At 52.9% G+C, this 12,797-nt stretch carries 13 protein-coding genes; 4 read left to right on the top strand and 9 right to left on the bottom strand.

Going from position 1 to position 12,797, the window contains the following annotated elements; all coding sequences use genetic code 11:
- The 5 genes from purF to purE are packed head-to-tail and all read right to left on the bottom strand — an operon-like array spanning position 1 to position 5,902.
- Positions 1-1,440 (bottom strand): amidophosphoribosyltransferase, encoded by a 1,440-nt coding sequence (gene purF / locus CRN96_RS00475; RefSeq protein WP_097038060.1) that lies wholly within the window; start codon positions 1,438-1,440, stop codon positions 1-3.
- Positions 1,419-3,599 carry a phosphoribosylformylglycinamidine synthase subunit PurL gene (purL, locus tag CRN96_RS00470; protein WP_097038059.1) on the bottom strand — a complete coding sequence of 727 codons (2,181 nt, stop codon included), beginning with the start codon at positions 3,597-3,599 and terminating at the stop codon, positions 1,419-1,421. The genes purF and purL overlap by 22 nt, the downstream gene beginning before the upstream one ends.
- Positions 3,599-4,306: a phosphoribosylaminoimidazolesuccinocarboxamide synthase gene (gene purC / locus CRN96_RS00465; protein WP_097038058.1), complete on the bottom strand. Its 708-nt coding sequence runs from the start codon at positions 4,304-4,306 to the stop codon at positions 3,599-3,601. The genes purL and purC overlap by 1 nt, the downstream gene beginning before the upstream one ends.
- Entirely contained in the window at positions 4,303-5,433 is a 1,131-nt protein-coding gene (gene purK / locus CRN96_RS00460; RefSeq protein ID WP_097038057.1) for a 5-(carboxyamino)imidazole ribonucleotide synthase, read from the bottom strand. The genes purC and purK overlap by 4 nt, the downstream gene beginning before the upstream one ends.
- Entirely contained in the window at positions 5,420-5,902 is a 483-nt protein-coding gene (gene purE / locus CRN96_RS00455) for a 5-(carboxyamino)imidazole ribonucleotide mutase (RefSeq protein ID WP_097038056.1), read from the bottom strand. The genes purK and purE overlap by 14 nt, the downstream gene beginning before the upstream one ends.
- 236 nt (positions 5,903-6,138) lie before the next feature.
- Here purE and folD point away from each other — a divergent pair, with 236 nt between their 5' ends.
- Positions 6,139-6,990 (top strand): bifunctional methylenetetrahydrofolate dehydrogenase/methenyltetrahydrofolate cyclohydrolase FolD, encoded by an 852-nt coding sequence (gene folD / locus CRN96_RS00450; protein WP_097038055.1) that lies wholly within the window; start codon positions 6,139-6,141, stop codon positions 6,988-6,990.
- 272 nt (positions 6,991-7,262) lie between these two features.
- Here folD and CRN96_RS00445 read toward each other — a convergent pair whose 3' ends face one another.
- The 3 genes from CRN96_RS00445 to CRN96_RS00435 form a co-directional block, all read right to left on the bottom strand.
- Entirely contained in the window at positions 7,263-8,225 is a 963-nt protein-coding gene (locus CRN96_RS00445; protein WP_179647060.1) for a nuclease-related domain-containing protein, read from the bottom strand.
- A 131-nt stretch (positions 8,226-8,356) separates the two neighbouring features.
- A complete protein-coding gene (locus CRN96_RS00440; RefSeq protein ID WP_097038053.1) occupies positions 8,357-9,337 on the bottom strand; it encodes a calcium/sodium antiporter in 981 nt (326 codons plus the stop codon).
- 110 nt (positions 9,338-9,447) lie between these two features.
- Positions 9,448-10,584 (bottom strand): globin domain-containing protein, encoded by a 1,137-nt coding sequence (locus tag CRN96_RS00435; protein ID WP_097038052.1) that lies wholly within the window; start codon positions 10,582-10,584, stop codon positions 9,448-9,450.
- 163 nt (positions 10,585-10,747) lie between these two features.
- Between CRN96_RS00435 and CRN96_RS00430 the strand changes: the two genes are divergently transcribed.
- Together CRN96_RS00430 and CRN96_RS00425 are read left to right on the top strand one after the other, a co-directional pair.
- The gene (locus CRN96_RS00430; RefSeq protein WP_097038051.1) at positions 10,748-11,161 is read left to right on the top strand and encodes an RrF2 family transcriptional regulator; all 414 of its coding nucleotides are present in this window, start codon (positions 10,748-10,750) and stop codon (positions 11,159-11,161) included.
- A gap of 8 nt (positions 11,162-11,169) precedes the next feature.
- Positions 11,170-11,868 carry an immunoglobulin-like domain-containing protein gene (locus tag CRN96_RS00425; RefSeq protein ID WP_097038050.1) on the top strand — a complete coding sequence of 233 codons (699 nt, stop codon included), beginning with the start codon at positions 11,170-11,172 and terminating at the stop codon, positions 11,866-11,868.
- A gap of 61 nt (positions 11,869-11,929) precedes the next feature.
- On the opposite strand, the gene CRN96_RS00420 is transcribed toward CRN96_RS00425, so the two are convergent.
- The gene (locus CRN96_RS00420; RefSeq protein WP_097038049.1) at positions 11,930-12,439 is read right to left on the bottom strand and encodes a type 1 glutamine amidotransferase domain-containing protein; all 510 of its coding nucleotides are present in this window, start codon (positions 12,437-12,439) and stop codon (positions 11,930-11,932) included.
- Positions 12,440-12,618: 179 nt separating this feature from the next.
- Between CRN96_RS00420 and CRN96_RS13190 the strand changes: the two genes are divergently transcribed.
- A complete protein-coding gene (locus CRN96_RS13190) occupies positions 12,619-12,774 on the top strand; it encodes a hypothetical protein (protein WP_179647059.1) in 156 nt (51 codons plus the stop codon).
- The last annotated feature ends 23 nt before the right edge of the window (positions 12,775-12,797 follow it).

Below are 12,797 nucleotides of genomic sequence, written 5' to 3'. Positions count from 1 at the left end.
CTACACTCCCTTTTGTTTTAAATCTTTTTCCTGAGGAAGGATCGCTTCCTCGATGTCGATCGGGTAATTCCCGGTGAAGCATGCATCACACTGGCCTTTTGAGCCGAATGAATGGTAGACGTCGTGCATCTTGTCGACGGAGAGGTAAGTCAGTGAATCCGCACCGATTTCATCACGGATCTCCTCCGGCGACTTCGTGCTTGCGATGATCTCCGCATGCGTCGATACATCAATACCATAATAACACGGGTTTTTAAGCGGCGGTGAGGAGACGCCCATATGGACTTCCTTCGCCCCCGCCTTCTTCAGGGCCTTCACGATGAAGCGGCTGGTCGTCCCGCGCACGATCGAATCATCGATGACGATGACCCGCCGGCCTTCGACGATGTCACGCACAGGCGAGAGCTTCATGCGCACCGCACGCTCCCTTGCCTCCTGGCCCGGGGTGATGAACGTCCGGCCGACGTAGCGGTTCTTCAGAAGCCCCTGCTCCTGCTTGATGCCGGATGCTTCACTGAAACCGTGCGCAGCGGCAAGTGATGAATCCGGCACACCGATGACGATGTCCGCATCAATTCCCTGCATTTCCTCCGCGAGCGACCGTCCGAGCTCCTTACGTATCCTGTAGGTGGAGGTCCGCCTGAATTCGGAATCCGCGCGCGCAAAGTAGATGTACTCCATGGAGCACATATGCGGGCTCGTTGTGTCCGTATAATGATCGAAATCGATGCCTTCGTCCGTGATCGTGATCATCTCACCCGCCTCGATATCGCGGATGTACTCCGCCCCGATGGCCGTGAATGCACACGTTTCGCTCGCAACACAGTATGATCCGTCCTTCTTGCCGAGCATGAGCGGCCTTACGCCGTGGTCGTCGAGTGCGACCGTCAGGCTGTCCTGATGCATGATCATAAATGCGAACGCGCCCTTCACCTGCTTCAAGACTTTTTTTATCCTTTTCTTCCGTCCTTCAAAGCTCTCTTCCCCGCCGCCTCTTTCACGTCGGAGGAGGTGTGCGAGCACTTCGGAATCCGAAGTCGTCTGGAAGATCGCGCCCTGGTCTTCAAGTGCACGCCTCAAGTTCATCGCGTTCACCAGGTTGCCGTTGTGCGCAAGTGCAAGGTCGCCCTTATGGCTTTTGAACAGGAACGGCTGCACATTGGAGAGCTCACTGCCGCCGCTCGATGCGTATCTCGTATGCCCGATCGCATGTGGGAAAGGTTTCAGTGAATCAAGCTGTTCCTTACTGAGTGCCTCCGTCAGCAGGCCCATGCCGCGGGCGCCGAAGAGGTAGTCCCCGCTTGAGGAGACGATCCCGGCACCCTGCTGGCCCCTGTGCTGCAGGCTGTGCATCGCAATATACGTCAGTTCGCTCGCTTCCGGGTGGCCCCAGATGCCGAACAGGCCGCATTCTTCTTTTAGTCCGTCGAATTCATCCATTCCGGTATTGCCCCTTTCAAAGTCGCATTGATTTCTTCAATATCATATTCAGCATTAAAGTTCTGTGCCTGCACTTTGAATGATTGGCCCGTAAGCTTTCCGATTTCCACCGCACCGTCGATGTCCATGCCTGAAGGTGCTGCGACGAGGTAGTTCGATGCACTTTCTGAGAATAAAAGATCTCCGCGCACATCGATGTCGACGTCAACGCCTGTGTTGTAGAAGCCTGCGAGCTGTGCGAGTTTAGCGATCAGGCCGCCGCGTCCAAGCGGTGCGATTCTGTGGATGTCCCCCGCCACATACATTTTACGGAGCATTTCGCCGCGCTCTGCTTCAAGTCCGAGGTCGATGTCACGACGAGCCTTTCTGATGTCGCCGTCGATCAGTTTCTCGATTTGCGAGCCCTGGAACTGCGGCTTCAATTCACCGACAAGGTACAGCGCGTCGCCGTCTTTGACTTTGTCCTCTTTTAAGAACCCGATGTCCTCGATCAGACCGACCATGCCGATGACCGGTGTCGGCAAGATGCTTGCTTCCTTCGTTTCGTTATATAAGCTCACGTTGCCCGAGACGACCGGTGTGCCGAGTGCTTCGCAGGCTTCCGCCATGCCTTTCGTCGACTCGCCGAGCTGGTTGTAGATCAAAGGCTTCTCAGGTGATCCGTAGTTCAGGCAGTTCGTCATCGCAAGCGGCTCGGCACCTGTTGCGATGATGTCGCGGTACGCCTGTGCGACGACTTCCTTGCCGCCGTTGTAAGGGTCCGCATAGACGTAGCGGCTCTTGCCGTCGAGTGTCATGGAGACCGCTTTGTCCGTCCCTTCGATCTTCACGATGCCTGCACCGAATCCGGATTTCTGGAGCGTCGTGTCCGCATCACCCGAGTCGAATGCATCGTATATAAGGGCTTTATTTGCAATGGTTGGATGACTGATCAACGATTTGAATGCCGTATCCAGATCTTCATCGGAGTAATCTTCACGCGGTGTGTCCTCCTCCGGCTTTTCGCCTTCAAGCACATAGACCGGTGCCTCTTCCGACAGCGGCTGCACCGGGATGTCCGCGTACAGTTCATCTTCGAAATAAAGGAGGAGCCTGTCGTTGTCCGTCACTTCACCAATGACCGCGGTCGCGAGGTCCATCTCTTTGAACAGCTCGAGGAATTTATCTTCGGAACCGTCCTCCACGACGAGCAGCATGCGTTCCTGCGTTTCCGAAAGCATCATTTCATAAGGGCTGATGCCGTCTTCCGATACGGGCACTTTCTCAAGATTCAGCGTCATGCCGTGGTCGCCTTTTGCCGCCATTTCGGAGCTTGAGGAAGTGAGGCCTGCGGCACCCATATCCTGGATGCCGACGAGTTCAGGGTATTCGATCGCCTGAAGTGTCGCTTCCATCAGGTTTTTACCCACCTCAGGGTGGCCGACCTGCGCGGTCGGCGGTGCGACATCCGCATCCTCCGACAGTTCCTCGGAAGCGAATGATGCACCGAGTATGCCGTCGCGGCCCGTTTCAAGACCTGCGTAGATCACTTTATTGCCGACACCTTTGGCCGTGCCCTTCTGGATCTTGTCATGGTCGATCAGACCCGTGACCATGGCGTTTACGAGCGGGTTGCCGTCATAATGACCGTCGAATTCGACTTCCCCGCCGACTGCAGGGATGCCGATCGTATTGGCGTAATCGCTCATGCCGTCCTTCACGCCATCGAGGAGCCTGCGGTTGTTCGCCTCGGAAAGTTCACCGAAACGGAGGGAGTTGAGCAGGCCGATCGGTCTTGCACCGATTGAGACGATATCCCGCGTGATGCCGCCGACGCCTGTCGCTGCACCGTGATACGGCTCGACTGCGGATGGATGGTTGTGGGATTCGACTTTGAAGACGACCGCCTGGTTGTCGCCGATATCGACGACGCCCGCACCTTCGCCGGGCCCCATCAGCACCTTTTTGCCTTCGGTCGGGAACTGTTTCAGGAAAGGTTTTGAATGTTTATATGAACAATGTTCGCTCCACATTGCAGCGAAAATGCCCGTTTCCGTATAGTTCGGCTCCCTGCCGAGGATGCCATTGACTTTCTCGTACTCGGCATCGGTCAGCCCCATGCCCGTATACAGTTTCTCATCCCTGATATCTTTTGCGGTCGGTTCGGTGAATTTAGCCATTATTTGATTTCCTCCATTTTTTCATAAAATTTCTGATAGGCATCCACAACGGAGCCGGTGCCTTCACGGTAAACATCCTTGTCGAAATTCTCACCCGTCGCGGCATCCCATATGCGGCATGTGTCCGGGGATATTTCATCGGCAAGCAGTATATTGCCCTTCCTGTCACGGCCGAATTCGATCTTGAAGTCGGCGAGCTTCAGGCCCATCGGCTCCATGATGTCGAGCAGTGCAACGTTGATCTGGTTGGCGCGTTTTTTCAGTTCATCGATTTCATCGTGCGTCGCAATCTTCATATGGATTGCATGCGCCCGGTTGATCAGCGGATCGTGCAGCGCATCGTCCTTTAAGAAGAATTCGATGAGAGGCGGCGCGAACTCCTCGCCCTTTTTGAATCCGAGCCTGTTCGTGATGTCCCCTGCAGCGAGGTTCCTCACGACGATTTCCATCGGTATCATGTCGACGCGGCGGACGATCTGTGTCGCCTCACCGGTCGTTTCGATGAAGTGCGACGGGATGCCCGCTGCTTCAAGCCGCTCGAAGATGTTAGATGTGATGAGATTGTTAAGGCGCCCCTTGCCAGGTGCAAAATCATGCCTCGAGCCGTTCTTTGCGGTGACTTCGTCTTTATATTCGACTTTCAGGACGAAAGGGTCGCCGGTTTCGTACATGCGCTTCGACTTTCCTTCATATAACAGTGTGGTCATGCCTTCCTCTCCTTTTCAAAATCCGTCTTGAGTTTCTCAAGCGTATCTGCCGTATCATCTGTAAGCATCGTCACATGCCCCATCTTCCGTTCCGGCTTCCGTGCGGACTTCCCGTACAGATGGACATGCCATTCCGGATGGTCGTAAAGCGCGTCCCCGAGCCTGTCCAGATCCTGGCCGAGCAGGTTCATCATGATTGCCGGCTTATGCTGGCGGATCTCAGGCATCGGCTGGTTTGTGAGCGCAAGTATATGCGCATCGAACTGTGAAATGTTGCATGACTCGATCGTATGGTGCGCAGAATTATGCGGGCGCGGTGCGATTTCGTTCACGTACAGTTCGCCTGACTTGTCTATGAAGAATTCGACCGTGAACACGCCGGCGAAATGGAGTTTATTCATGATTTTTTCAACTTCCGCTTCAGCGTCCTTCTGGCGGTCGACCCTTGACGGCGCAATCGTGCGGTAGAGGATCTGGTTCCTGTGCAGATTCTCCTGGAGCGGGAAGACGATCGTCTTGCCGTCCGCGCTTCTTGCGACGGTGAGTGAGACTTCGCGTTCGAGGTCGAGGTACTTTTCCGCGATGAACTGCGTGTCTTCGTAGGGGATCGGCTCTTTTTTGAGGTCGTCTGCGGATTCGATCAAGTACTGCCCCTTCCCGTCATAGCCGCCCGTCGCCGTCTTCACGATGACCGGCCAGCCTTCCTTCTCGGCGAATGCTTTGACGTCTTCATCGTTTGAAACTTCCGCAAACGGCACAACTTTTGCGCCCGAGCTTCTGATCGCCTCTTTTTCGGTCTCGCGGTTCTGCAGGGTGAGCAGCGTCTCCGCACCCTGCGGCACGTAGTACTCGTCCACCATGCGCTTGAGCAGCGGGCCGTCGATGTTCTCGAATTCGTAAGTGATGATGTCCGACGCGCCGCCCAGTTGTTTCAGCGCTTTCTCATCATCGAACGCCGCATTGATGAATAAATGGCTCGTCGCCTTTGCAGGTGCATCTTCCGACGGATCGAGCACCGCCACTTTGTAGCCCATCCTGAGCGCACTCTGTGCGAGCATCTTACCCAATTGACCGCCGCCGATGATGCCGATTGTTGCTCCCGGATAAATCCTTCTACTTAAGGTCATTCTGCATAGCCTCCACTTTGTCTTCCAATGATTTCGTATATTCCGATAATTTTGAGCTGAGATCCCCATCCGAAATCGCAAGCATCCTGGCTGCGAATATGCCGGCATTCTTAGCGCCGGCCTCGCCGATCGCCATCGTCGCCACCGGGATGCCGCCCGGCATCTGCACGATCGACAGCAGTGAATCCAGCCCCTTCAGCGATTTCGATTCGATCGGCACGCCGATCACCGGCAGATTGGTGAGGCTCGCCACCATGCCCGGCAGGTGCGCCGCACCCCCGGCGCCTGCGATGATCACCTTAAAGCCCCGCTCCCCGGCACTTTCAGCATACGCCACCATGTCTTTCGGCGTGCGGTGTGCACTGACCACCTTCGCTTCATATTGTATGCCGAATTCATCGAGCATCTCTGCTGCAAGTTTCATCGTAGGCCAGTCCGAAGAGCTGCCCATAATAATGCCTACGCTCATTGTTTCATCCTCCTGATTGTTCTAAAGTCGAATGTTCAACTTTATTCTATCAATTAAGGTGCTTCGATTCAACTCATTCACGAACATTATTTTATTTTAAACTTTCATCGTTTGTATATACGAACGATGAGGTGTTTTATGACCCCGTATTGTTCGTGAAATTTCTTTCATTGAAATTTTCAGCCGATTCGTACATAATGTATATGGATATACAGATATTATTAGGAGGAAATTTTATGACTGCTGAAATTTTAAACGGCCGCGAAATCGCAAAAGATTACCGCGCAGGCCTTGCAGAAGAAGTTGAAAAATTAAAATCACAAGGCATCACGCCAAACCTGACTGTTGTGATCGCAGGTAACGATGGTGCTTCATTGAGTTATGTCAGATCAAAAAACAAAGCTGCTGAAAAAGTCGGCATGACTTCTGATATCGTCCATCTCCCTGAAGAAGCTTCCGAAGAAGATGTGCTGAACGAAGTGAAACGCCTGAACAACGATGATTCAGTGCACGGCATCCTCGTACAGGTTCCACTTCCGGATCAGGTTGATGAGAACAAAGTGCTCGAGGCGATCTCCCCTGAGAAAGACGTCGACGGCTTCAGCCCGATCAACATCGGCCGCCTTTACACTGGCCAGCGCACATTCGTGCCATGTACACCACTCGGCATCATGGAACTGCTTAAGCATACAGGTTCTTTGGAAGGCAAAGACGTTGCAGTCATCGGACGTTCACACATCGTCGGCCAGCCGGTTGCAAAACTCTTAACGAACGAGAACGCAACAGTGACTGTTATGCACTCACGCACTAAAGACATGGTCGAGAAGCTGAAAGACTTCGACGTTGTCGTATCAGCAGTCGGCAAGCCGGGCCTTGTCAAAGGCGAACACCTTAAAGAAGGCGCAATCGTCATCGACGTGGGCAACACGATGGTCGACGACAAACTCGTCGGCGATGTCGAATACGACTCCGCTTCCGAAGTTGCAAGCTACATCACACCTGTACCAGGCGGTGTTGGCCCGTTGACCATCACAATGGTCCTGAACAACACACTGCTTGCTGCAAAATGGAATAAAGGCATCGAATAATTTATGAATTGGACCCCCGGTCAGGCGACCGGGGGTTTTGTTTGGTTGGGGGTGGATTTTGGTTGAGATGGGGGGTTAACACATGCTCGTGATGCCCGCGAACATGCGTTAAACTTCCATCACATGCTCGTGATGCCCGCGAACATGCGTTAAACTTCCATCACATGCTCGTGACGCCCGCGAACATGCGCTAACTTTCCATCACATGCTCGTGACGCTCGCGAACATGCGTTAAACTTATCCCACCATAGCTTTTCCTTATTATCATATTTTTATTTAACCCTTTCATATCTGAATACAATATTTTTGAATACATACCGGAACTCAGCACGCGGATTTACATATGTGGCATGGCGTCCGGAAACTTTCAATTGAAAATGTTTCCTCAAAATCTCGCTTAAGCGCACTTTTGAAATAATCCCTCCCAAAAACTGATGAACCTCCCCAACCTTCAAATCCCGCTCATGCCGCAACACCCCGTACTCGCAGATCGTCCGCAGCACAGCTTTCTCCTTCGGCTCGACATGGCCGCAGCGGCACTCGATATGATACCGCTTCGCCACAACGCCGAACCCGCCGCACGCCCCGCATCGCACACCCCATCGCAGCCGGCCGAATTCCACATCATCGAGCTCCCGCGGCTTATATGGACATTCAATCATGAAACCCTCAACCGCCCGCGCAGTCTCACCTATATCCAGCACATCATTCCAATTCTCATCATCGGCAAGCTTATGTATCATCCGGCGGATGTCATGCCGCATGACGACTTCCACATCGACCGGATCCTTCACATGCACCCGGCCATGCTCGCCGACGAACACGATGCGCCCGGTGAGCCGGCCGCGCCCGCCGATCCGGTGGTGCATCACACCCATCTTCTCCATCGACCGCTTCAGCTGGATGAATATATCCTTATTCAGCCGCCTGCCGCCACTCCACCATTTCCCGTCCACATATTCAAGCTCACCGGAATAATTCTTCACATCAAACACATGGATCCCCTCACCCGTCACCACAAGGGTATCAATCTGCGTGGTGCCGCCCGCGTCGATCCAGATGTCCCTGAAAATTTTCCAGTGCGGGCGGCCAAAATCCCTAAGCCAGCGGTCCAGTTCGCACTCGCCCTCGTAACCCGCGGCAAGCCGCTTCAGCTCCTGCACATCCTTCCCGCCACCGCCGCCCCGTCCGCACAGCACATCCAGCCACTGGTGCTCGAGCGTCTTCATCCTCATAATAAAAAACCTCCCGCCTTCCGGCATATACGAGCGGCGAAAAAACACCCCTCATCTATATATGCCGAAAAACAGGAGATTTGATTTTTATTGAATGCAAGTAAATTAATTATTTCAAGAAAATAAAACCATCAGCCTCTCATAATGATATAAACGAGATAAACGATGTATATCGCGAAAAGGAATCCGCCCTCCACCCGGTTCAGGTGGTAGCTTGACTTCGACATCACGAACACGAGGATCGTCGCCGCAATCATGACGAAGATGTCGATGATGATCACACTGCTGACCGCAAGCGGCGCCACAGTCGCCGAAAGCCCGAGCACGAGCAGGATATTGAAGATCCCGCTGCCGACGAGGTTGCCCATCGCCATATCCGTCTCGCCCTTCACCGCAGCCATGATCGACGTCACCATCTCAGGCAGCGACGTACCGATCGCAACGATGGTGAGACCCACCAACGCCTGCGACATGCCGAGCGCAATCGCGATTTCAGTGGCACTGGAAACCACGAGCTCACCGCCGAGTATGATGCCGGCTAACCCCACAATCAGCACGATGATGAGAGATGCCCAGCCGCGGGAGGCCGTCCCGGGCTCCCGCGCCTCCGTGAGGCGCAGCTCTTCATCCAGCGTCGCAACACGCGTGCGCCGGGCCTTCATAAACACATAAAACATATAAAATGCCATGCCCAAAAGAAAGATGAGGCCGTCCAGCCGCGTCAGCATACTCTCACCGGAGCCGCCGAACCAGCGTTCACCCACAAGTATCAGCAGCAGGAAGACCGAACCGAGCGCAAATATCATATCCCGGTTCGCAATGCTCCGCTCCACCACGATCGGCGAGACGAGCGCGGTGAGCCCGAGTATCAGGGTGATGTTCGCGATATTGCTCCCGACGACGTTACCAACGACCATATCACCGTTGCCCTCAAGTGCTGCGATGATGTTGACCACCACTTCAGGCGCGCTCGTCCCGAAAGCGACGATCGTAAGCCCGATGACGATCGGCGAGATGCTCAGCTTCCTTGCGATCGTCGACGCACTGTCCACGAACCAGTCCGCGCCCTTGATCAATAGCACAAATCCCACCACGAGCCATATGTATGTCATAGATGTCCCTCCTAATCAATATAGACTTCATATACCCAATATTTTAAGAAATAAAAGACCCCGGCCAGATTATTTTCCGGCCGGGGCGCAAAATCCGTCTGTGAAGCCTGTTAAACCGTCTCGCCGACGAGGCTCATCTTCGGACCGAACGGTTCGAAGTGGATGTTGTCTTCACTGAAGCCGACTTCATGCAGCACTTTGATCATCGCGTTCATGAAGTGCATGGATCCACAGATGTAGACGCTGCGGTCCTGCAGACCTTCGAAGTCTTCGTGGTTTAAGAAACCTTCATCATCGCTGTATTTCACTTTCACATCGATCTTTTCACCAAATTCCTGCATCTCATCCTTGAACGGGTGCATCCCTTTATTCTGCACGCTGTAGATGAACTTCGGATCCTTGCCCGCTTCAATCGCCTCTTCGATCATCGCCATGACCGGTGTCGCACCGACGCCGCCTGCGATGAAGAGGAGTTTTTCATCTGCAGGATCGAGGAGGAAGTCACCTGCAGGTGCGCTCAGTTCGAGCGTGTCTCCGACCTGGACGTCGTCGTGCATATGGTGGGAGACGACGCCTGCCGTGTCATCCGTCCCTTCCTTCTTCACAGCAAACTGGAGCCCTTCCTCTGTATGGACCGAACAGATGGAGTAATGGCGCAGCGCCTCGTACGGGTAATCCGACGGGTCCACTTTGACCGTGATGTACTGGCCGGCGCGAACATCGAAGTCCACTTCGTCGCTCTTCACCGTATAGCGGACGATGTCATCAGACAGCTGGTCCTTCCCGGTCACCTTGAACGGTACGAAGCCGTCCCATTCCGCTTCCTTATACATGCCGGCTTCCACATCGATGAAGATCTGGGCGATCTCGCCGTAGTACTCTTCCCATGCATCCATGATTTCAGGTGTCGCTGCATCACCCAGCACTTCCTTGATGCCTTCGAGCAGGTTTTCGCCCACGATTGGATAATGTTCCGGTTTGACGTTGAGCGCGCGGTGCTTATGGGCGATGCCGATGACCGCAGGTACGATCGCCTCCAGGTCATCGATGTGCCTTGCCGCCTGGAGCACTGTGAATGCGAGGGCCTTCGGCTGGTCGCCGACCTTCTGGTTTGTCTGGTTGAACATGTTCAACAGGTCCGGATGCTTTTTGAACATGTTCTGGTAAAACACTGTAGTGATGGTCGTGCCGTGTTCTTCCAATGCAGGTACAGTTGCCTTGATGATTTCTTTTTTATGAGGTTCCATGAAAACGCTCCCTTTTTAAAGTTATATATTTTATACATCTTTAATGTTATACCCGGGAAGACAGATTTACAACCCTTTGTTAATATATTCACAAAGTTGTCAATGTTTAATATGGGGATTATTTGGCGCGTTTGATGTAAAGTATAATCAAGAGGTGAGAAATATGAAACTGACTTTATATACGGACTATTCCCTCAGGGTGCTGATGTACCTCGGTACGCGGCAGACGGATGAAAAAGTGCAGATCGATGAAATATCGGACTACTACAACATCTCGAAAAATCATCTGACGAAGGTCGTCCATAATCTCGCGAAGCTCGGCTATATACATACTGTGCGTGGCCGCGGCGGCGGTATTATGCTAAAATATAAACCGGAAGATATGAAGATAGGCGACGTCGTGAGGAACACGGAAGATAATTTCCATATGGCGGAATGCTTCAGACCTGACAACGAATGCGTCCTCACCCCCGTATGCGGCCTGAAGTTCGTGCTGAACGACGCGCTGGAGAATTACCTTAAAACCCTGGATGAGTATACACTTCAGGATATACTACCGAAAGCACTGATGAGGTGAGCAGATAAATGAATATCAATACTATGGTGAAAGTGATGGCGGGCCTCCTGCCGGTTGCGCCGATCACGGCAGAAATGGTGGAAGATGCAGGGGGCGCGGAAGCGAATCCGGTCTATGAAGACTACAGCGGACCGACGATGGAGGAAGAGATTGCGGCCTATAACAATCCTGCACCGACGATCAGAAACCTGGATACCGTCAATGTACAGGTCGGGGATGATTTCGATCCGATGGCGGGCGTCTATGCGCTCGACAACCAGGACGGCAATATCACGGACAACATCGAAATCACAGATGACAACGTGGATACATCCACGCCGGGGACATATACGGTTTCATACCGGGTCGAGAACAGCCGGAACGGCTGGTTCGAATACACCCGCTCCATCACGGTGAGCGATGCCCCGTCCGACCCGATCCCGCTCGTTCCGCCGACCGAGGCAGAGCTTCAAGGGACATCGGAAGACACATCATCGACCGTGCTGTTTAACAATATGGAAGATGTCACAATCAGCGTCGGCGAGGATTTCAATGCGCGCGAAGGCATCGAGATCATCGATACGGACGGGCTCGATATCGCGCATACCGCATTCATTTCAGGTGAAGTCGACACCGATACGCCGGGCGAGTACACAATCGCCTATGCTGTCTTCGACCAGTTTGAAAATCCGCATGCATATGCAAGGACCATTACAGTGGTGGAATAAACTCCGGGGCATCCGGGGTTTTTTCATACAAAAAACCCCGCTTAAGAGCGGGGTTCACTTATTATTCATTCAGCGCTTCCTGGATGGCTTTGTTGAAATCGTCAAGGTCATCCGGCGTGCGGCTCGTGATCAGATTGTCTGACACGACCACGGATTCATCATGATAGATTGCACCGGCATTCTCAAGGTCCTTCTTCACGTTCGCAACGCTCGTCAGATCGTAGCCGCGCAGCTTGTCTGTGTCGACCAGGAACTGCGGGCCGTGGCAGATCGAGAACGTCGGTTTTTTATTTTCAAGGAAATGTCCGGCGAATTTGGCGTTATCCGGATTGCCGCGCAATACGTCCGGTGAAAAACCGCCCGGTACGAGGATTGCTGCATAATCTTCCGGATTGGCGTCCGAGACGCTCTTATCCGCCTGGAAAGTGTCGCCGTTCTTGCCGTTCACTTCTTTTCCGTCAGGTGAAATGACTTCCACTTCATAGCCTTTTGCTTCTATCGCTTCTTTAGGACTTGTATATTCGATTTCTTCAACATAATCCGCCATCAGTACTGCGACTTTCTTACTCACAAGACATCTCTCCTTATTATATGATTCATAAAACTGTATACCCGTACCATTTCCACAGTAAACATGGGGCTTTCAGCGGCTTCCAAAGATTAATTAACGCATTACATGTTTAAAGGATTTTCAGGCGGGTAGAGTATGACTGTAACAGAAATAAAGATTACAAAGGAGAGATTTTAACTATGGCTGACAAAAACTTCATGGACAAAGCGAAAGACACTGCTTCAAATGCGAACGAGAAGTGGGACAGCGCCAAGGAGAAAGGCGACAGCGTCATGGATAAAGTCAATCAGAGCGGTAAAGACGATAAAGACAACAAAGAGAAAGAAAAAAAATAGTATTCCACCCACTGCAGCCGGGA

This window comes from Salinicoccus kekensis (genome assembly GCF_900220995.1).
GTDB lineage: Bacteria > Bacillota > Bacilli > Staphylococcales > Salinicoccaceae > Lacicoccus > Lacicoccus kekensis.
Note: the sequence above shows the minus strand (reverse complement) of the source record. Positions and strands in the feature narration are given on the sequence as shown.